At 47.9% G+C, this 21080-nt stretch carries 14 protein-coding genes; 11 read left to right on the top strand and 3 right to left on the bottom strand.

What is annotated here, in order from left to right; genetic code table 11:
* The first annotated feature begins 391 nt into the window (after positions 1 to 391).
* A complete protein-coding gene (locus NG833_RS23565; RefSeq protein ID WP_254567710.1) occupies positions 392 to 862 on the top strand; it encodes a nucleoside deaminase in 471 nt (156 codons plus the stop codon).
* 144 nt (positions 863 to 1006) lie between these two features.
* On the opposite strand, the gene NG833_RS23560 is transcribed toward NG833_RS23565, so the two are convergent.
* Positions 1007 to 2086 (bottom strand): PIN/TRAM domain-containing protein, encoded by a 1080-nt coding sequence (locus NG833_RS23560; protein ID WP_254567709.1) that lies wholly within the window; start codon positions 2084 to 2086, stop codon positions 1007 to 1009.
* 231 nt (positions 2087 to 2317) lie between these two features.
* Between NG833_RS23560 and hemW the strand changes: the two genes are divergently transcribed.
* The 6 genes from hemW (at position 2318) to NG833_RS23525 (ending at position 12197) form a co-directional block, all read left to right on the top strand.
* The gene (gene hemW / locus NG833_RS23555) at positions 2318 to 3565 is read left to right on the top strand and encodes a radical SAM family heme chaperone HemW (RefSeq protein WP_254567708.1); all 1248 of its coding nucleotides are present in this window, start codon (positions 2318 to 2320) and stop codon (positions 3563 to 3565) included.
* 614 nt (positions 3566 to 4179) lie between these two features.
* Positions 4180 to 6048, top strand: a complete 1869-nt coding sequence (gene hpsE / locus NG833_RS30860; RefSeq protein WP_309143879.1) for a hormogonium polysaccharide biosynthesis glycosyltransferase HpsE — start codon at positions 4180 to 4182, stop codon at positions 6046 to 6048.
* A 45-nt stretch (positions 6049 to 6093) separates the two neighbouring features.
* A complete protein-coding gene (hpsE, locus tag NG833_RS23540) occupies positions 6094 to 7098 on the top strand; it encodes a hormogonium polysaccharide biosynthesis glycosyltransferase HpsE (RefSeq protein WP_254567707.1) in 1005 nt (334 codons plus the stop codon).
* Between the two features lie 19 nt (positions 7099 to 7117).
* On the top strand, positions 7118 to 8761 hold the full coding sequence (locus NG833_RS23535; protein ID WP_254567706.1) for an alkaline phosphatase family protein: 1644 nt from the start codon (positions 7118 to 7120) through the stop codon (positions 8759 to 8761).
* Between the two features lie 240 nt (positions 8762 to 9001).
* Positions 9002 to 9721: a DapH/DapD/GlmU-related protein gene (locus NG833_RS30585; protein WP_305885002.1), complete on the top strand. Its 720-nt coding sequence runs from the start codon at positions 9002 to 9004 to the stop codon at positions 9719 to 9721.
* Positions 9722 to 10133: 412 nt separating this feature from the next.
* Positions 10134 to 12197 (top strand): serine/threonine-protein kinase, encoded by a 2064-nt coding sequence (locus NG833_RS23525; protein WP_254567705.1) that lies wholly within the window; start codon positions 10134 to 10136, stop codon positions 12195 to 12197.
* A gap of 375 nt (positions 12198 to 12572) precedes the next feature.
* Here NG833_RS23525 and NG833_RS23520 read toward each other — a convergent pair whose 3' ends face one another.
* Entirely contained in the window at positions 12573 to 14267 is a 1695-nt protein-coding gene (locus NG833_RS23520; RefSeq protein WP_254567704.1) for an ABC-F family ATP-binding cassette domain-containing protein, read from the bottom strand.
* A 218-nt stretch (positions 14268 to 14485) separates the two neighbouring features.
* Between NG833_RS23520 and NG833_RS23515 the strand changes: the two genes are divergently transcribed.
* From NG833_RS23515 to NG833_RS23505, 3 genes are all read left to right on the top strand, one after another.
* Positions 14486 to 15748, top strand: coding sequence for a glycoside hydrolase family 10 protein (locus tag NG833_RS23515; protein WP_254567703.1), 1263 nt, complete (start codon positions 14486 to 14488; stop codon positions 15746 to 15748).
* Positions 15749 to 16128: 380 nt separating this feature from the next.
* Positions 16129 to 17382 (top strand): glycoside hydrolase family 10 protein, encoded by a 1254-nt coding sequence (locus NG833_RS23510; RefSeq protein ID WP_254567702.1) that lies wholly within the window; start codon positions 16129 to 16131, stop codon positions 17380 to 17382.
* Between the two features lie 19 nt (positions 17383 to 17401).
* Positions 17402 to 18034: a hypothetical protein gene (locus NG833_RS23505; RefSeq protein WP_254567701.1), complete on the top strand. Its 633-nt coding sequence runs from the start codon at positions 17402 to 17404 to the stop codon at positions 18032 to 18034.
* Between the two features lie 678 nt (positions 18035 to 18712).
* On the opposite strand, the gene NG833_RS23500 is transcribed toward NG833_RS23505, so the two are convergent.
* Complete coding sequence (locus NG833_RS23500; protein WP_254567700.1) at positions 18713 to 18883, bottom strand: hypothetical protein; 171 nt, start codon at positions 18881 to 18883, stop codon at positions 18713 to 18715.
* A 491-nt stretch (positions 18884 to 19374) separates the two neighbouring features.
* Here NG833_RS23500 and NG833_RS23495 point away from each other — a divergent pair.
* Positions 19375 to 21080, top strand: a 1706-nt coding sequence (locus tag NG833_RS23495; protein ID WP_254567699.1) for a cadherin repeat domain-containing protein, incomplete at its 3' end; no start/stop codon positions are given.

Raw genomic sequence — 21080 nt, 5'->3', positions numbered from 1 at the left:
AGATTTTTATTAAAAAAAGCACAGGATAATTCTATCCTTGGCAGTTACAATAAGAGGTATTCAACTAGCCCTGTCCAGATGTTCAAGTTAATCACAAAACCGAGTGCTAGAATGTAGCCGCGCTTCGAGAAGCGCCTGAATTGGTATTCAAGTTAATCACAAAACCGAGTGCTAGAATGTAGCCGCGCTTCGAGAAGCGCCTGAATTGGTATTCAAGTTAATCACAAAAAAGAGTGCTAAAATGTAGCCAAGAAGCGCCTGAATTGGTGTTCAAGTTAATCACAAAACCGAGTGATGGAATGTAGAGGCGCTTCCCGAAGCGCCCCTACAAATACACCTTGACAGGGCTAGAGTTATTCAACCCATTAGAAGAGAGAAAAAAAGGATTAATATGGCAAGTCAAATCAAGCGTGATGAAGACTTTATGAGACTGGCGATCGCCAAAGCAATGGAAGGAGTCAACCAAGGGGAAGACCCCTTCGGCGCTTGTATTGTCAAAGACGGTGAAGTGGTTACCTGTGTGCATAATAGCTGTACCAGTAGCCTCGATGTCACCGCTCATGCCGAAGTTAATGCCATTCGGGATGCCTCTAAAAAATTAAATACCCTTGACCTATCCGGTTGTGTGATTTATAGCACTTGCGAACCTTGTCCGATGTGTTTTACTGCTGCTTATTGGGCTCAACTGGATAAAATTGTGTTTGGAACTCGCATAGCCGATGCTTGTGCGATCGGGTTTACTCAGCTCAACCTTTCCTGTCAAGAACTAAAGCAGTTTGGGAGTGACGTTGAATTAGTTGGAGATGTTTTAAAAGAAGAAAGTTTAGACCTATTTCGACATTGGGTCTTGCTGAATTCGTGATCTGAAGTGAAGGGCAACATTTTATCCTCTCCCTGACGGGGAAGAAAGTTATAAAAATAGCTGTCCCCATTCATCTATCTCTAAAAATAGAGAACAGGGACAGCCCGATCGCCGGTTTAAATTGTTACCCTCGGCCATAGCCCATTAGGCCACCATTGAAGCATGAGGACGGGCAAAAATCATCCGACCGGCAGCAGTTTGTAAAGAAGAAGTCACCACCACGCGCAACTGGTCACCGATATATTTGCGGCCTTCTTCGACAACCACCATTGTGCCATCGTCTAAATATCCAACTCCCTGGGCCTCTTCCTTGCCTTCTTTGAGAATTTTCAGGTCGAGACTGTCTCCGGGGAGATACACCGGACGCACCGCCTGGGTCAAGTCGTTGATATTCAGCACTAACACCTTTTGCACCGTAGCGACTTTGGACAAATTGTAGTCATTGGTGAGCAAGGTGGCATTAATTTCTTGGGCCAACCGGACCAATTTCGCATCCACGGTTTGCAGGTCCTCATAGTCTGCGGGATGGATGACGATGCGTTCGGCGTAGGTTTCCTTGATGCGGTTGAGGACATCGAGTCCCCGACGACCCCGGACCCGTTTTTGGTCGTTGGAGGCATCTGCCACCATTTGCAATTCCTGTAACACGAATTGGGGCACGAGGATTTGTCCTTCTAAAAACCCGGTGGCGAGGAGGGTCTCCACGCGACCATCGATAATGCAACTGGTATCTAGGACTTTGGTCGCAGCAGGTTTCAAGGTCCCTTCAGCGACTAACATGGATTCGAGACTGCTGGGGTTGATCAGGCGCAGGAATGCCCTACCATGAGCATCGGCGAGGGTGACGCCCAAAAAGGCAAACATCACGCTACCGAGGATGGCGGCGAGGGGTTTGATGAATCCAAATTCCCGAGGAATGGGCAGCAAGAACACGGGGGCCAGCATTAAATTGGCAACCAGGAGACCCATGACGAGGCCGATCGCCCGGGTAATCAGCATATCAATCGGCATTTGCCGAACTTGCTTTTCCATGCGTCGGTAGGTGGTTTGCACCGCTAAACCGACGGCCCCCCCGACCAAGGCGGCAAACCCGGTGGTGACCGATCGCAACCCGTCGAGATTGGTGACTTGGGCCATCGCCGACGCGGGAAGCAGTTCTGTGCTATAGAAACCGATCCCCGCCGCTGCTAGAATGAATGAGAGAATGATGATTGCATTAAGCATGATTGAGCCACTCAAAAGAGTAAGGTTTCAACTCAAGGTTGTCCATGCCGGGGAGCCATTTTCTAAGGATGTTTTCCCGACATTTTTTGAAGACCGCTGATTGAGTTGATTGTAGAAAGACATCTTGATTATACTATTAAGTTTTCTGCTGTTCTATAGTTTGGACTCTGTTCATCGCAAGTCTGTCCCAAGAGGGAGATGCAGTTTTAACCCGAATTTAAGGCATCCATAGTGGCTACACCCTCGACTGAATCAACGATCCCGGAGATCCCCCGGTCTGCTTATCTGCATATTCCGTTTTGTCGTCGTCGCTGTTTTTATTGCGATTTTCCGGTGTCGGTGGTAGGCGATCGCAAGCAGGGGGAGGACTCCGGCACGATTGTGGAGTATGTGGATTGGCTAATTACGGAAATTGAGAACAGTCCGATTTGGGGTCAGCCCCTGTCCACAGTGTTTTTTGGAGGGGGTACGCCGTCTCTGTTATCCGTATCCCAGTTGAGTCGAATTTTGGCGACTCTCGATCGCCGGTTTGGAATTGCTGGCGATGCAGAAATTTCGATAGAGATGGATCCGGGGACCTTTGACCGGGACCACCTTGCCGGATATTGCCTGGGGGGAATTAATCGGGTGAGTATGGGAGTCCAGGCGTTTCAGGATGAGTTATTGGCTGACTGTGGGCGATCGCACCGGACGAAAGATATTTTTACTGCCGTTGACGTGATTCGGGAGGTGGGAATCGCGAATTTTAGTCTGGATTTGATTTCAGGATTGCCTCACCAAACCTTAGAACAGTGGCAAGACTCCCTGAATCAGGCAGTTGCCCTCAATCCGGCTCATATTTCTAGCTATGACTTAATTGTAGAAGCAGGGACTGCCTTTTCCCGGACGTATCAACCGGGGGTTTCGCCGTTACCCACGGACGAGATGAGTGCTCAAATGTATCGAGTGGCGGTTGAGACCCTCACGGGGGCCGGGTATGAGCATTATGAAGTCTCGAATTATGCGCGATCGGGCTATCAGTGTCGCCATAATCGAGTCTATTGGGAAAATCGCCCTTGCTATGGATTTGGCATGGGGGCCGCGAGTTATGTGGGGGGCCAACGATTCACTCGTCCCCGGACTAGGCGGGAATATTATGCTTGGGTGCAAGAGTGGCAAAACAGTGGGGGGGTCCTTTCTATCCCGGAAACCCCTGGGGATGAGGTGTTGTTGGAAACCTTGATGTTGGGATTGCGGTTAGCCGAAGGGATTGATATTGCTCGCTTCACCCAGCAGTTTGGGGGCGATCGCCTCCGTCAGCTTTGGCAGTGCCTCCTTCCTTATTATCGTCAAGGCTGGGTCAAGGTTCACACTCTCTCTGAAGGGCTAGATGTTGGCCCCACTCTGCCCCCATCCGGTGCGATCCGACTCTCGGACCCCGAAGGATTTTTATTTTCCAATACTATTTTAGCCACCATTTTTGAGGCGATCGACAGATAAAGTGGCTTCGGCTGGGTGCTATCTATACCTTTAGACATATGTCTAAAGGTATAGATAGTTAAATGTTTTATGTGATACTACTGAGCTTAAAACGTCCAAGAGAGAAAAAAATCGGAACATATAGGCCAGCTTTAAGTATTTTCACTGAATAACTTTATCTTTCTTTTAAGAAACCGCCTTAAACTTTATGAAAACTTTATATCAATTTTCAATTTTGGCAAGTAAATCAAATAAAATGATCTACCATAAGATACAAAGACAATTCAGCCCTGCGTGAGAATACTCGATCGCTCAGGAGAGGGCAGATTATCCAGTGAGAGGTTCACGCCGTCGCCCGAACTTAGGGTGGCGTGGCGGTAATACTTGAGTAGCCAATTTTCCAGCTTCTACATCAATCAAGTTTTCAGTTCTGATAGCTGTTGACCTAGAAGGGTGTAGGGGAATGGGTGGATGCGGTTTACTCGGCTCAATCAAGAGCCATCTCCTTTAACTATAAACACTTTTTGTCAGGGATTGACTTAATTGATCCCGCCCAAACTCATTTTAATCCACCAAGGCACAAGGCCAGGGTGATTTCCCATTCAATTTAATTCAGATTTATACCCCCGCAACTTATGAATCAGGTTGATGTAACAGTAGCGATTCCAACATATAATGGCGAAAGCCGCTTAAGTGACGTTCTCGATCGCCTGCGAGTGCAAGTGGGAACCGAAGGGTTTTCCTGGGAAATAATTGTCGTTGATAACAATAGCAGCGATCGCACCGCAGCAGTGGTGAGAGACTATCAGAAAACCTGGCCTACTGCCTATCCCTTACGATATTGTTTTGCCCCGGAACAGGGGGCCGCTTTTGCCCGACAACGGGCAGTAGAAAAAGCTCAGGGGGAGTTGATTGGGTTTTTGGATGATGACAACTTGCCGGAACCCGACTGGGTAGCGGCTGCTTATCAGTTTGGGAAAACTCATCCAGAAGTTGGGGCATTTGGTAGCCAAATTCACGGGCTGTTTTATGAAAAAAAGCCGGAAGAAAAACTTCCGGTAAACTTTAAAAAAATTGCTTGTTTTTTAGCCATTGTGGAACGGGGAAATAGCCCACGAAAGTACGACCCCGAACATAAAATATTGCCCCCAGGGGCGGGATTAGTGGTTCGGAAAAAAGTGTGGCTAGAATCGGTTCCCAAACGGTTAGTTTTAAATCATACCGGGAAAGAAGCGGGATTAGCCAGTGAAGATTTAGAAGTTTTGTTGCATATTCAAAAAGCTGGGTGGGAGATTTGGTACAATCCAGCGATGGTTGTGTACCACAAAATCCCTAACCAGCGGTTAGAACCGGAATATTTGAAACTGCTGGTCCGTTGTGTGGGGTTGAGTCGTCATCGCTTGCGGATGATGACGTTAAAGAGTTGGCAAAGACCCTTAGCATTTCCGGCTTATTTAGCCAATGATTTGCGCCGCTTGGTGTTACATGGGATTCGACATGGAATTACCATTAAAGATGATACAGCAGCCACTTGTGAACGAGAGTTTTTGACCAGTACCTTAATGAGTCCGCTGTTTCTGTTGAAACACCAAGGGTTAAAGTCATCCGGAAACAATGGCGATCGCCCTTCAGGGATATCCAATCAAACCTCCCTAGAAGAGTTAGCCCAAGCCTTTGAAGAACAACGGTTTCGCCTTCATTCTCAAGGGGTTTATCCTCTGATTAGTGCCGCAGGCGATCGCCCCCATACAGAGATTTTATTGCGGTTAGAAGATCGCAACGGCAAACTGTTACTCCCGAATCAGTTTATGCCTTTAGCGAAACGGTATAATCTGATGCGGACCATCGACCGTTGGACGATCCGAGAACTCTGCGCTCAAATTGCTGAAGCCAGGGACCCGTTTCCCAATGGGATGTATGAAATCAATCTGTCCGAATCCAGTCTAGGCGATCGCAATTTAATTGATTTTTTGGTTCGGGAATTAGCCTATTATAAAATTCCCCCTGAACTCTTGTGTTTTTGCATTCCTGAGACCGTGGCGATCGGCCATTTAGCGCGCATCCAAGAACTGATTGAACGCTTGCGTGCCATTGGTTGTCAATTATCCCTTGATGGAGTAGGGGCAACTCAATCTTCCGGGGATTACCTCCAGAAATTGCCGATGAATTACCTCAAATTAGAAGGGAATTTAATTCAATCCATTCATGAAAATTCCGCTAGTTTAAACACGGTGAAAACCTTCCATCAACTGGGGAAAACTCTGGGAATGAAAACCATTGCATCTCATGTGGAAAATTTGGGAATTTTGGAGCAAACTCAACGAATTGGAGTTCATTACGTTCAGGGATATGAAATAGAACGTCCTCACCCCCTCTCCTTTGAAGTAGATATGGCCACAAATTGGGTTCCCCAATTACTCAAACCTGAGCTTTCAATTCCGCCAGAAAAATCTCCTGCTCCTCTCTCAAATCTCGCTGGATTGTTATCCGAACCTTCCCTATAAAGCCAGTTAATCCTCTAATTGTGAATTGAAACTTGCTGAAATCAAATGAATGCCATCGCCTTTACCATCGCCATCCCGACCTATAATGGGGGAACTCGATTACCACAACTCCTGGACTGTTTGCGATCGCAAATTCGCACCGAACAATTCACCTGGGAAATTGTCGTCATCGATAACAACAGTCAGGATAACACCGCTGAAGTCATTCGCCAATACCAAACCGATTGGCCCTCCGCCTATCCCTTACACTATTATTTTGAACCTCAACAAGGACTCGCCTTTGCCCGCCAACGGGCAATTGATGAAGCCCAAGGCATCTGGGTGGGATTTTTAGATGATGATAATTTACCCGCCCCCGACTGGGTAGCTGAAGCCTACAATTTTGCTCAATCTTATCCCAAAGCTGGTGCATTTGGCGGCCAAATTCATGGCAGGTTTGAAACTCCTCCCCCAGAAAATTTTCACCGAATTCAATCCTTTTTAGCCATTCGTGAACGAGGGTCAAAACCCCATTTATATCAACCCCAACACTTAAGTTTACCTCCCGGCGCGGGTTTAGTGGTTCGCAAACAAGCCTGGTGTGAAAATGTTCCTCGCCGCTTACAGTTAATCGGGCGAGTCAATGGTTCGACCTTAGCTGGGGAAGATTTTGAAACCTTATTGTATTTGCACCAAACAGGGTGGGAAATTTGGTACTGTCCGACCCTCCATAGCTATCATCAAATTCCTCAACAAAGATTGGAACAGGCATCGTTAATTTCCTTGATTCGAGGCTGTGGATTGTGCATTTGTCACCTGCGCCTGCTCAATGCCAGCCCGAGAGAGAAACCCATTGCGATCGCCCGCATCTTACTCGGAAATTTACGCCGAATTGTGCGCCATCTGATTCAGTATCGCGGCTTAGTCAAGACTGACCCCGTTGCCGCCTGTGAGTTGGAGTTCTTTTTGAGTGGTTTTCTGAGTCCTTTTTACTATTTACAAAGCCAATGGGTTCAAAAATCAGCTAACGCTGATCCAGAGAATTCGAGATTAAATTGCCAAACTCCTTAAGAAAATAGGAAACATCATCATGAAAAATCCAGTGATTGCGATCGGACTAGATGCAGCAGAACCCAAACTGTTAGAAACCTGGATGGACCAGGGATATTTAACCCATCTCAAACAGTTGAAAGACCGAGGTGCTTATGGTCGGTTGACCAACTTAGGATATTACAAAGCTGAAACCCCTTGGACCACATTTTTAACCGGATGCTTACCCGAAAAAACCGGATATTGGGCCCCGATAAAATTTCATGAAGGCAGCTACAATGTTTCTGAAATAGGCGCGTATGATTTTCAGGAGTATCCGCCATTTTATGCCTTGGGAGAAGAGTATCGAGTGGCTGTTTTTGATGTTCCCCAATCTCGCTTGTGCGATCGCGTTAATGGGGAGCAAGTTTTGGCTTGGGGTGCTCATTCGCCGCAAACCCCCAGTCTCTCTCACCCGCCCGAATTGCTGAATCAGATCAATCGGGACTATGGGAAACATCCGGCCCTCCATCGGGATCATGGGGATTGGTGGGACAAAGCCTATCTGTCTCGCTTGCAAAAAACCCTGCATCAAGGCATCGATCGCCGAGGGGCGATCGTCCGAAATTTACTCAAACAGGAACGGTGGGATCTCTTGTTAACGGTATTTAGTGAGACCCATTCTGCCGGACATGACTTGTGGTATCTCAGTCAACCGGACCATCCGCTGTATGAACACAAGCTGGATACCGCATCAGAAGACCCCATGCTGGCCGTTTTTGAAGCCGTCGATCGCACTCTAGGCACTCTGTTAGCTGAAGTACCAGAAGACGCTTATCTCGTGGTCTTTTCCGCACATGGTAGCGGAAACAATACCACCGATGTTCCCAGTATGCTGTTTCTGCCCGAGTTTTTATACCGATTCAGCTTTCCCGGGAAAGTGGCGATCGCACCGGGAACAGCCGGAAACCTACCCGAGGCGATCGTCAGCACACCCCAACGAAAAACCTGGACTGGAGAAATTTGGGAACGCAAATATAGCCCCAACCCCCTGAAACAATTCCTCCGGCAGCAACTCCCCAGTCAAGTCCATCCCCTGCTCGATCGCCTCTTCGGAACCTTTGGAGAAGCGCCATTAGGGTCACCGGAACAGTTGCGCCAGCAAGGAAATCCCCTATTCTGGCAACCCTCTACTTGGTATAGCCCCTTATGGCCGCAAATGAAAGCCTTTGCCATTCCCAGCTATTCCGAAGGATACATCCGCATTAACCTAGCGGGACGCGAACCCAGTGGCATCGTCTCACCGGAGGAGTATGACGCCTTATGCCAAGAGTTAACCGCACAACTCTATGGTTGGACAAATGCTCGCACAGGAGGCCCGGTGGTGAAAAAAGTGATTCACACCCCCCCCACCTCTCCCACCCGTCCCGATGCGGATTTAGTCGTCCTTTGGCAAGACACACCCGCCGATGTGATTGATTGTGGACAATTCGGGCGCATTGGTCCCGTCCCCTATCGCCGCACCGGCAGTCATCGCAACCGAGGCTTTTTAAACATTACAGGGCCGGGAATTCGCCCCGGAACGCAACTGCAAGAGGGTCATGGGGTGGATTTAGCCCCGACCCTTCTCCATCTGATGAATGCCCCGATTCCTGACTATTATGATGGCACTTCTTTAGTGGAGAAATCCGTTTTAGTTTCATAACCCGACCCAGCGATCGCCCGGTCAATCTCACCGCCTACCTTGTTGGATAGACAAATTTTTTGCCGTCGAGAAAAATCCGCCTATAGGATGAGACACCGGGCTTCCATTCTGCTGTACAAAATAGGAAGAGACAAATCTCACGCTGAGGATAGAGAGGGGATGAGATAGCAGGGGGCTGCCTGCTGAACTCCAAATCCACCTCACGCCACCGAGAAAGAACATAGGGAGAAGTAAGTAAAAATGACCATTCAAAATTATACAGCCTATTTTAATAACAAAAAAGCTTTAAAATTTGCCCTCGGGTGGCGGTTATTTCATTTATTAGAAGAAATAGAAATGGCCTTGCTTCAGTGGCTACCTTCCTCCATTGGAACCGGGTTACGGGGACTGATTTATAAAACAATTTTCGGGAAATTGGGTAAAGGGGTTCGCATCAAAACCGGAGTAGAATTTTTCTGTGCCTATCGGATGCAAATCGGTCATAAAGTTTCAATGGAGCGGGATGTTAGAATCCGCAGCCTGGGACCCAAAGATAAAATTAAAATTGGGGATGGTGTTTCTTTCGATCGCGGGGTAGATATCAAAGCACATGGCAATCAAAACGGCATTGAAATCGGCGATCGCACCTATATTGGTCCCTATACCTGCCTCTCCGGGGCCAAACTCAAAATTGGCAAAGACTGTTTAATTGCTTCTCATTCCAGCATTTATTCTAACAATCATATTTTTGCTAACGTCGGTCAGAATATTAACCAACAAGGGAATAGTTATGAAGGGATTACCATTGAAGACAATTGCTGGTTAGGAACCGGGGTCAAAGTTATGGATGGCGTCACCATTGGCGAAGGCAGCATCATCGGCGCAGGGGCCATTGTAACTAAAAATATTCCCCCCTATTCCATTGCCGTAGGGGTTCCGGCTAAAGTCATTTCTTCCCGCCGAGAGTCAGCAGCAGTTTGAGGGAAGATGGGGAAGATGGGGAAGATGGGGGAGATGTTCGTAGTAACGACTTCAGTCGTTTCCTCGTGAGGAAAGCTCAAGCTTTCCTCACGCACCCATCTGTCGATCTTCCAGTTCCTTCACAGGGACTTAAGCCGGAAACGACTGAAGTCGTTACTACGAACCAAGAGAAGAACGACTGAAGTCGTTACTACGAACCAAGAGAAGAACGACTGAAGTCGTTACTACGAACCAAGAGAAGAACGACTGAAGTCGTTACTACGAACCAAGAGAAGAACGACTGAAGTCGTTACTACGAACATCCTCCCCATCTCCCCCGTCTTCCCCAACCTCCCCATCTCCCCCAACCCCTCACCCCATCACCAATGCGATCGCAGTACAATAATCCTACCGGCATCCCTGCGAAAACATTATGATGAGTAATCTTCCAGATTTTGGTGAGTACGGCTATCAGGTTATCCGAGAATTGGGTCATAACCGCGCTGGGGGTCGCGTGACTTACCTGGCGAGTCGTACTAAAACCGCAGCACCCACCCCCGATGTCACTCCCGATCCGGCTGATTTAGTGGCAATTAAACAGTTTCAGTTTGCCAGTACCAGTGATGCGCGGTGGGCGGGTTACGATGCATATCAGCGCGAAATTCAAGTGCTTCAGGGGCTCAATCATCCCGGTATCCCCCGCTATTTGGATTCCTTTGAGAGTCCCGGAGGATTCTGTATGGTTCAGGAGTACAAACCGGCAGAATCCCTGGCGCAACAGCGCACCTGGCACCCCATCCAAGTTAAAGAGATTGCTGTAGCCCTGTTATCGATTTTAGTTTACCTCCAAAATCGCCTCCCTGCCGTGATTCATCGGGATATCAAACCGGAAAATATTCTGGTGGATCAACTGATGAATGTTTATTTAGTGGATTTTGGATTTGCTCATCTTGGCGAGGGAGAAGTTGCAGTTAGTAGCATTGTTAAAGGCACTCTGGGGTTTATGCCACCGGAGCAATTATTTAATCGGGAACTGACTCCTGCCTCGGATTTATATGGGGTAGGGGCGACTTTAATTTGTTTGCTGACGGGGACAAAATCGATGGATATTGGGGAGTTAATTGACCCCAGTTATCGGATTCACTTTCGCAAACGGCTTCCTAAAATTAGTCTAGCTTGGATTCAATGGCTGGAAAAAATGGTGGAACCCAAGCCAAAAGACCGTTACCCGAATGCAGAAACAGCCCTGGAAGTGTTGACGCCGATTGAGATTAGTCGCACGCCTCAAGTGATTTCTAGTCATCAGTTGTTGCAGTTTCGGGGGACGAAGTTGGGAGAACCGATTACCCAAACGATTTCGATTAAAAATCCGGTTCCCGGAACGATGCTGAAGGGGCGATGGCAGGTGGCTCCTTATCGGAGAGATGGTTACTTTTCTAAAAATAATCATCCCTGGATTAAAATTGAACCAGTCCGGTTTAAAGGGAATCAAGTTGAATGTACCATCACAGTAGATACCCGCAATTTGATGGCCGATCGCATTTATGCGCGTGAATTATTATTACAGACAAATTCCGACCAAAAATTATATCGATTCCCCCTTAAAGTTCAAACCGCGCCGGAACCTGTAGAAGAGATAAAATTACCCTATCCTTGGCTGGGAATTTTGCTGGGTTTAGCCCTGAATACGGGATGGACTCAACCTGTAAATGTTGTGGGGGACGGGATCCGATGGATAACGGCTTCGGGTTTGGGAATGCTGGTTGTTCTGTTGTTGTTTTCCGGGATTTTGCTTTTTAGGATTGGGGCGAAAAGCGCTTCCCGGAAGCCGGGTCCGGCTGCTGCGGGTGCGCTCGCCGGGAGCATTATTGGTGTAGTGACTGTACCTGTAAGTGTAATCATTTATGGGAACGATGACCCTTCCCTGTCTTTGTCTGAAATAGTAGAAGAAGCCATAGGTTCTGCCTTTTGGATGGCCATTCTGGGTGCTTTAATCGGTGCTTATGCTGCAATTGTCACCGAGGAATTAATCAGTCGATTGCGGGGGATGGGAACGGCTAGAGATGTATCCAAAACCCTGGCGGGGGCGATCGCTGGGGTAATGTTTGCTGTAGGGCCAATTCTGGATGGCAGCGGTTCCTTCTCCAATGCTTGGGCATTCCTGGTATGGATGGGTTTAATTATTGTAACAGGAGGCGTTGCGGGTGCGGTTTTCGATGAAATAGAACCGGGCAAAATCACCCCTTTGTCACCGAATGTTAAACTCAAAATCAGCCAGGTTTGGACTAATTTTGCGGGGAGAATTGTTCTGCTGACGGTGGGATTAGGAATCAGCCTAGGGTTAGCGTTGAATGGGAGAATTTTATCCCATTATTGGGTGAGTTTGCTAATCGGAGTAACCGCGATTCCGTTAGGGAGAATGGTTTATCCTCATTGGGTGCGATCGCGCCAAGTGCGGGAGTATCATGAATCGAAAACTAAACGGATTCAACCGTAGAGAGTTGAGGGGAATTTCTAAGTGCGATGGGGAGTTCTGAGGGGGCGATTTTTAGGCGTTGCACATATAGGGTATGATCGGGCGGGTAGTCCCTACAGAGAAAAACTTTATGTTATTCAAAATCCCTAGAAATGTTAAAGATTTCTATCAGATTGCTTCTCTACTACCTGAAACATCGGACTGTACCCCTGCCCCATGAAATCATACCGCATATCTGCAACGCCATCCTTTAGGTAGACTGCGGGTGGGGTGGGATTTTAACCCCTAATTTCACGGATTTTCACGGATGAGGATTTCGCGGAGGATTTTAGCCCGCGTAGGCGGGCTTTGTTTGTGCAGCCCCACCATGCACGGGTGCGGGTGGGGAGTGCCATGCTACTTGCCCTTGGCGGTAGCTTTGGATTGTTTTGCGGCTTTTTTAGCGGCTTTTTCAGCAGCTATTTTAGCTTGACGTTCTTGCTCTTTTTCTTCAGCTATTTTATCCAAATAGTAATGATAATCACCAAGGTAGGGGCGGAATTCCCCGTCGCGGATTTCGACTATTTTATTGGCGACTTTGGAGATAAAATAACGGTCGTGTGAGACAATAATCACCGTGCCATCGTAGTTTTGCAGGGCTTCTTCTAGCATCTCTTTGGCGGGGATGTCTAAATGGTTTGTAGGTTCGTCTAACAGTAGCAAGTTAGCGGGACGTAGGAGCATTTTTGCTAAGGCTAAACGGGCTTTTTCTCCTCCACTGAGAGCTTCTACGGGTTTAAATACGGTGTCTCCACTGAAGAGAAATCGTCCGAGTAAGGTGCGAACTTCTTCGTTTTTCCAGTCGGGTACTTCGTCATGAATGGTGTCCATGACGCTTTTGGTGAGTTCTAAGGCTTCGGCTTGATTTTGCTCAAAGTAGCCGGGAATGACGTTATGTTGTCCGAGTTGGATGCTGCCTTCGTTGGCTTTTTCCATGCCCATAATCATTCGCAGCAGGGTGGATTTGCCTGAACCGTTGGGTCCTAAGAAGGCGATACGATCGCCTCGTTCAACGAACAAATCCGTGCCTAAAAATAGGATTTTGTCGTCGTAGGTATGCACCAAGTTTTTGATGTCTACGACTTCTCGTCCACTGCGAGGCGCTGGGGGAAATTGGAACCGGAGGGTTTTTAAAGTGCCTTCAGGTGCTTCAATGCGTTCGATTTTATCGAGTTGCTTTTCCCGGCTTTTTGCTTGGGTACTGCGGGTGGCACTGGCACGGAAGCGCTCAACGAAGACTTGTTGTTTTTCTAGTTCTTTCTGTTGGCGTTCGTAGGCGCTCAGTTGTGCTTCGCGGTTGAAGGCTTTTTGCTCTAAATACGAGGAATAGTTGCCGAGGTAGGTGCTGGAGACGCCTCGTTCGGTTTCGACAATTTGGGTGCAAAGGCGATCGAGGAATTCTCGGTCATGGGAGACAATTACCATTGGGGTGATTAATCCCTTGAGGTAGGTTTCTAACCATTCGATGGTTTCTAAGTCCAGATGGTTTGTCGGTTCATCCAGCAGCAACAAGTCAGGACTCTGTAACAAAATTTTGCCTAAACTCATCCGCATTTGCCAACCGCCACTGAAGGCGCTGACGAGGCGATCGCCGTCTTCTGCGACAAATCCCATTTCCGGCAGGATTTTCTCGATTTGCGCTTCTAGGGTATAACCATCTAAGGCTTCAAATTTGCGGTGCAGTTTATCCAGTTTGTTGATCAGTTTGTCTAGTTCTGCCTCGGAAGCGGTTTGCATGGCGTGTTGGACGTCCAACAAGTCATGCTGGACTTGGTTTGCCTCGGTAAATACCGTCCAAAATTCTTCCCGGACTGTCCGGGTGGGGTCTACTTCAAATTCTTGGGTGAGGTAGGCGATATGTAGATTGGAGGGACGGATAATTTCTCCGGCAGTGGGTTCGATTTCCCCGGCAACGATTTTGAGTTGGGTAGATTTTCCGGCCCCGTTAACGCCGACTAAACCAATGCGATCGCCCGGTTTGACTTCCCAGTTAATATCTTTGAGAACTTCGCCAGTCGGGTAAATTTTACTAATATGTTCGAGTCGTAGCATCAAATATCTCCAAGGCAGATGGGACAAAGGCAAGTTCAGCGACGGATTCCGGAAAAAACAGACGCGATCGGGGCATCTGGGGGCCGCACTATCCGTCCGGTGTTGGCTGTGTTGGGTTAATCTTAACAAAAATTAACGACTAGAGATCGCAGTTAGATGGGTGTTTTCATAAAGTTTGGCAGGGTAGGTCCAGATCAACGGTTAAGTGTGGCTACGAAATGAACCGCAACGTTCGCAGATGCTTAAATGTCGCCTTGGGTTTACTGGTCGCAGTCGCCTGGTCAATAGGTTTTATCCCCGATATGGCTACATCTGAAACTCCAGCGAGGGAAGAAATTCGTGGGGTCTGGTTGACCAATGTGGGGAGTGATGTCTTGTTTGTACCTGGGGCGGTTCATCATGCCTTGCAGGAACTCTCGGATCTTAATTTTAATACAGTTTATCCCGTGGTTTGGAATCGGGGGCAGACTTTTTATCCGAGTGTAGCCTCTAAGCAGGTGACTGGGCGATCGCAGGATTGGTTACTCTCCCTGATGCGAGGCAGTACCGACGTCCTCGGGGAAATTATCGCTGATGGGCAGTCTTTGGGGTTGCGGGTGGTTCCCTGGTTTGAGTATGGGTTCATGGCACCCGCCAACTCAGAATTAGTGAAACGGCATCCAGACTGGGTAACTCGACACCAGGATAACAGCCAAAATCTCCGAGAGGAAGAATTAGCCCCAATTTTTAACGAAAATCCCTTAACGATTCAGCAGGTTTGGTTAAATCCCCTCCATCCCGAGGTGCAAAATTTTCTCCTGCGGTTAATTGTGGAAGTGGTAGCCAATTATCCCATTGATGCGATTCAATTTGATGATAATTTTGGCTTGCCGGTTGAGTTGGGATATGACCCTTACACCATCGCCCTCTATCAAGCCGAACATTGGGGAGATTCTCCCCCGAGTAATCCCTATAATGCTCAGTGGGTCCGTTGGCGGGCGAATAAGATTAATGATTTTATGGAACGCATCTACCAAGCGGTGCAATTTGTCAATCCCGATTGTTCTATTTCTCTAGCCGCCAATTCTCAAAGTTTTGCCTATCGCCACTATTTGCAAGATTGGTTAACCTGGGTGGAATCGGGATGGATTGATGAGTTGTTTTTACAGGTTTATCATGCAGAATTGAGTCGATTTGAGACAGAATTAGATATTTCTACGGTGTGGTATGCCCGGAATTTAACTCGGGTGGGAGTAGGGATTTTAACGGGAACGATGAAACGTCCGATTTCCTTTGCAGAGATAGAAGATAGAGTGAAAGTTGCTCGCGATCGCGGATTTGCTGGATTCGCCTTTTTCTATTGGGAAAGTTTGTGGGGAAAGGTGGCATCGGAATCTCCAGAAGAGCGGCGCAATAGTTTTCAAGCCCTCTTTTCAGAACCGGCTATTTCCCCCGTCCCGGTGCGATCAACACCCAATAAAGAGGAAAATACTCAAACTTAACTCCCCCATCTCTTAACCCCCCAACCTCGTTCCCAGGCTCTGCCTGGGAATGCCAAACGGAGGCTCTGCCTCCTACTAATCCAACATACTAAAAAATCAGAATAATACGAAATCCGGTTTTTAAGCTCTATAAAAACCCACACCCTAAAGGGTGGAGGCTCACAGGACAAAGCCCGCCTGCGCGGGCTAAGAAAGAAAACCGACTTTTAACAACCGGATGTGGTATAACTTATCCGAATCCCTATAAAATTCCCTCTACCCCGAGACTGATAAAATATTGTCCAAAAATCCCTCAACTTTACAGAAAATTTATAAAAACCTGATGAGTTAATGATATAATTAACCCTTGGCTAATCTAAAATCGGTTATCCTTGAGAGTGATGCGCGAACAAACTTGGATCCGATGGACATACGGAGTCATCCTAGGCATACTAATTGCCTGGTTCCTATTTCCTTCCTTGTCCTTAGAAGCAACCCAACCCGAAACACCTGCCTCCACAGAAATTAGAGGCGTGTGGTTAACCAATGTTGCCAGTGGGGTACTCTTTACCCCCTGGGGAGTGCATTTAGCCATGCACCAACTTGCCGAACAAAATTTTAATACCCTCTATCCCGTCGTCTGGAATCGAGGCAATACCTTTTATGAAAGTGCCGTTGCTAGACGAGAAACCGGACGGTCTCAAGCACCTTTCTTGCGCCTATTTCATCTCGGTGCAGATGTCCTGGATGAACTGATTAAATTAGGCGATCGCCATCACATCCGAATCATCCCTTGGTTTGAATATGGATTCATGACCCCCCGCAACTCCAACTTAGCTAAATTGCACCCCCAATGGCTGAGTGCAACCCAAGAAGGTCAGCAAACACCAACCGAAATTCCCGACGAACTCAATCCCGCTGATATTCCCAACCCTCCCACTTCAGGACAAACCTGGCAACAATTTCTCGTCCCTCAAAATGTTTGGCTAAACCCCTTACATCCTGATGTCCAAGACTTCATCCTAGAACTCATTGTCGAATTAGTCAGCCATTACCCTATCGATGGCATCCAACTCGATGACCATTTTGGAATGCCTGTCGAATCGGGTTATGATAGTTTTACCGTGGAATTGTACCGCCAAGAACATCAAGGTTCCCCTCCACCAGATAACCCCTACGATGCGGAATGGATGCGCTGGCGTGCAGATAAAATTTCTACCTTTATGGAAACCCTGTATCAAGCCATTAAATCCGTCAATCCCGATTGCATTGTCTCCCTTTCTCCCAACTCCCAAGACTTTGCCTATCGTAAATATCTGCAAGATTGGGGAACCTGGGTAGAACGCGGTTGGGTGGATGAACTGCTTGTTCAGATTTATCGCAATGATTTAAACGTTTTTAAAACCGAGTTAGCACAACCCGCAATCCAGAAAGCACAACAGAAAATTCCCGTCGGAATCGGCATCCTCACCGGCACCTTAGTCCGTTCGGTTCCCATAAAACAAATCCAGGAACAGGTTCAAGTTGTGCGCGATCGCCGCTTAGATGGGGTATCCTTTTTCTATTGGGAAACCCTCTGGAGTTATCTCACCCCAGAGTCACCCCCAGAACGGCGCAAAGCCTTCCGGGAACTCTTTTCTCAACCCACCCCCTAAGTGTTCCCAGTCTCAATTCATGACGCCCCGTCTCCCGATCTCTCAACCGCTTAACCTGTCTCGGACTCCTGAAATTCCTATCCTGTTTGGATGGAGTTTTTGGATTCAATGGGTGTTAGCCACCGGGCTAGGTTTTCTGCTCAGTTTGCTGTTTGTAGAAATCGGCGTCAGACCCCATCTCGGGGCCATTTCCGGGGCAGTAGGTAGCAGTTTCATTGCGATCGCCCAATGGTTCGTCCTCCGACAACGCCTCTCCCACATCTCCTGGTGGATCATTGCCACCATCACCGCCTGGGTCCTAATTGGCAGTAGCAGTCTCGGTGCCCTAGGCTGGATCGCACCCCGCACCGAACTGATTACCATCCGCCTCCTCTATGGCTTCATCGATGGCGCAGTCGTCGGCATCGTCCAAGGTTTAGGACAATGGTTTGTCCTAAATCGCTACTTCTCCAACGCCGCCTGGTGGTTACCCATCTCCTCTGTGAGTTGGGCAGTCGCCTTACCCTCCGGATGGCTAGTCGGTGGCATCCTCCGCTCTAACACCAACCTATTTTTTGCCGAAGTCATCGGTTTAACCATCACCTGGCTGGCGATCGCCGCCCTCTCCGGTTTCGGTTTCCTCCGCCTCCTCCATCACAATGGCATCCAATAAAAGCAACACCCCCCAACAACGTCATGTCGCCATCCCTCCAAAGTTCGTAGTAACGACTTCAGTCGTTATCCCCATCCAAAGTTCGTAGTAACGACTTCAGTCGTTTCTTCAGTTCGTAGTAACGACTTCAGTCGTTATCTTCAATAGTTCGTAGTAACGACTTCAGTCGTTATCTTCAATAGTTCGTAGTAACGACTTCAGTCGTTTCTTCAGTTCGTAGTAAGGGTGTTCCAACAAATAAATCATCCAAGTCCCGATGGTTAAGCACCTAACAAGACTGTCCACGCCCGCGCAGGCGGGCTTTGTCCGTGTAGCCCCAGGCTTTCCTTACGGAACGCTACGCGAACAGCCTGCGGGTTTTTTGGAGATTTTATATTTTGGAGTTCCCTAACGAACCTCCCTAATCTTGATACTATTGTTAACATACAATCGCACATCTCAACATGGCAATCCTGAAAAATTACCCCAATTGCCTACATCCATCGGTGAACCTCCCCAGTCTTGATACTGTTGTTAACATACAATCGCACATCTCAACATAGCCACTCTATAACCACCCCCCAATCCACCGAAAGATTAGCCAAATTGCGTAACTTAATATAAAGCTATTAACTCTTTAAATCAAAACCCCTAAATTTCCCTAAAACTTGCCAAAATTGAGCAACGCAGTGACCAAGGTTATAGGCTATAATCAGAGGTAGAAACCAAGGGGTTATTGTGTCTAATTTCCACAAGACAGCGATCGCCACAGCCAAAACGCTTCAAAGCTTGTTCGACCCTATCAAATACTGGCAAGTCATCAATCTGAGTGCCATAAGCTTTCATCAATTGACTGTGGGCTTTTCCCAAAGGTTCTGCAAGCCCCTGGATTCAAACTTTGCTATTTGCCTTAAGATTCATGCCACTACCGATACCTGTTTGCTAACAAACCTTAACAAATGCAAGATGCTGGCAGATCCAGGGCGCATCTATCAAAGCCCTAGGTTAGCGGATGTAAGTAGACGTTGGTGAATTCTGGATAATTTATCTTCTCCCCACCCTCCCTTTTAATTACCGAACCTTTATTAAGTTTTACTAACAATTTCCCCCAAACTCCAGACGCCCCTGAAAAACTAAAGTAAAATCGAGTAAGCATCCAAACTAAAATTACCTGTTTCCTTTTCTCCCTCTATATAGCCCGTCTAAATCAATTCGACATAAAAATCGGCTCCCCTCTGCCGTTCTGGGAGAGGGGTGAGGGGTGAGGGTCCCCTGTCCAACTGATCTAGGGTCGCTATACATCGCCTAAACAGGAGTGCCTCGACTCATAACCCCGATCTCCGATAGGAGTTGACAACACAATGGCTACAACCAAATTTGACGTAAGCTCACTGCTGGACAAAGACTTAATTGTCAACCAAGGCACCAGCGGCACCGACACCATCCAAGATGGGATCGACTACATGGGTTCCGTCTTCGTAACCCAGACCTTCGCCACCAGTCAAGATGCCACCAACGGTAACGGACTACCCGACAATGGCATCTTTGCCGCGAACAGCTATCATCCCGAGATTCAACTCAGCTACAGCAACGACAATGATGGCACGAATGGCCGCTTAATTAGCGGCTTTAGCACTACTGCACGGACTCAAACATTTCAGTTTAATGTCACCACCGGACAATACGGCTACGTGCATCTCGCCCTCAGTCCCAACGGACACGCACCGATGGATGTCAGCCTCACCTTTAACTATAGTGATGGCAGCAGCCAAACCAGTAGCACCGTCACCGTTCCTGATTGGCAGGACACAACGACTACTGAATCGGAGAATCTATATTATCTAGCCAGCGGTCTTGACTTGAGCACAAATGATGGCAGCCTTTTCCTGGAAGACAGCGTGGCAGTATTTGGAGTCCGGTTTGCTGCCGATGCCACCAAAACCCTGAATAGTATCACTGTCAACGCCACAAGTAACTATGACTATCCAGAAAATGTGGGTTTAGCCTTTTTTGGTGCCACGGGAGAAAGCAACCCCAACGCAGTTCCGACCCTCACTTCCAGTAACGCAGCTAGTATCGTAGAAAACACCACAACAGTCCTGACTGTAGCCGCGACCGATACAGATGGGGATACTCTGACTTATTCTTTGACTGGAGGCGATGACCAAAGCAAGTTTAGTATCAACAGTAGCAGTGGTGCGCTGACCTTTACTAGCGCTCCTGATTATGAAACCCCCACCGACAGCAATAGCGATAATATCTATCAGGTAGAAGTAACTGCCGATGATGGCAAGGGGGGAACCGCTGCCCAAACCATTAGCGTGACTGTCACCGATGAAGTGGAAAACCAAGCCCCCACAGCGGTGACTCTGAGTAACAGTACCGCCACCTTGGCAGAAGACGCGGATACCACTAATGGAATTAAAGTGGCAGATATTGCCATTACCGATGATGGAGTGGGAACGAATAACCTGAGTTTAACTGGTGCCGATGCCGGTTCCTTTGAAATTAGTGGTTCGGCTCTGTATTTGAAAGCCGGGACAACCCTGGATTTTGCCACTAAGTCCAGTTATGACGTAACAGTGGAAGTCGATGACACCACAGTGGGTGCAACTCCCGATGCGACGACGGCTTATAGTTTGAGCATTACGGAAGTAGGGGTTAACGCTGCACCGACTGCGGTTAATCTGAACAATACCACCACCAGTTTACCCGAAGACACCAACACCACCAGCGCCCTGAAAGTGGCAGATATTGCCATTACCGATGATGGAGTGGGCACGAATAACCTGAGTTTAACTGGTGCCGATGCTGGTTCCTTTGAAATTAGTGGTTCGGAACTGTATCTGAAAGCCGGGACAACCCTGGATTTTGCCACCAAGTCCAGTTATGACGTAACAGTAGAAGTTGATGACACCACAGTGGGGGCGACTCCCGATGCGACGACGGCTTATAGTTTGGGCATTACGGAAGTAGGGGTTAACGCTGCACCGACTGCGGTAAATCTGAACAACACCACCACCAGTTTACCCGAAGAAACCAACACCACCAGCGCCCTGAAAGTGGC

Source organism: Oscillatoria sp. HE19RPO (genome assembly GCF_024220515.1).
Lineage (GTDB): Bacteria > Cyanobacteriota > Cyanobacteriia > Cyanobacteriales > Laspinemataceae > Laspinema.
This window is presented reverse-complemented; position numbering and strand designations above follow the sequence as displayed.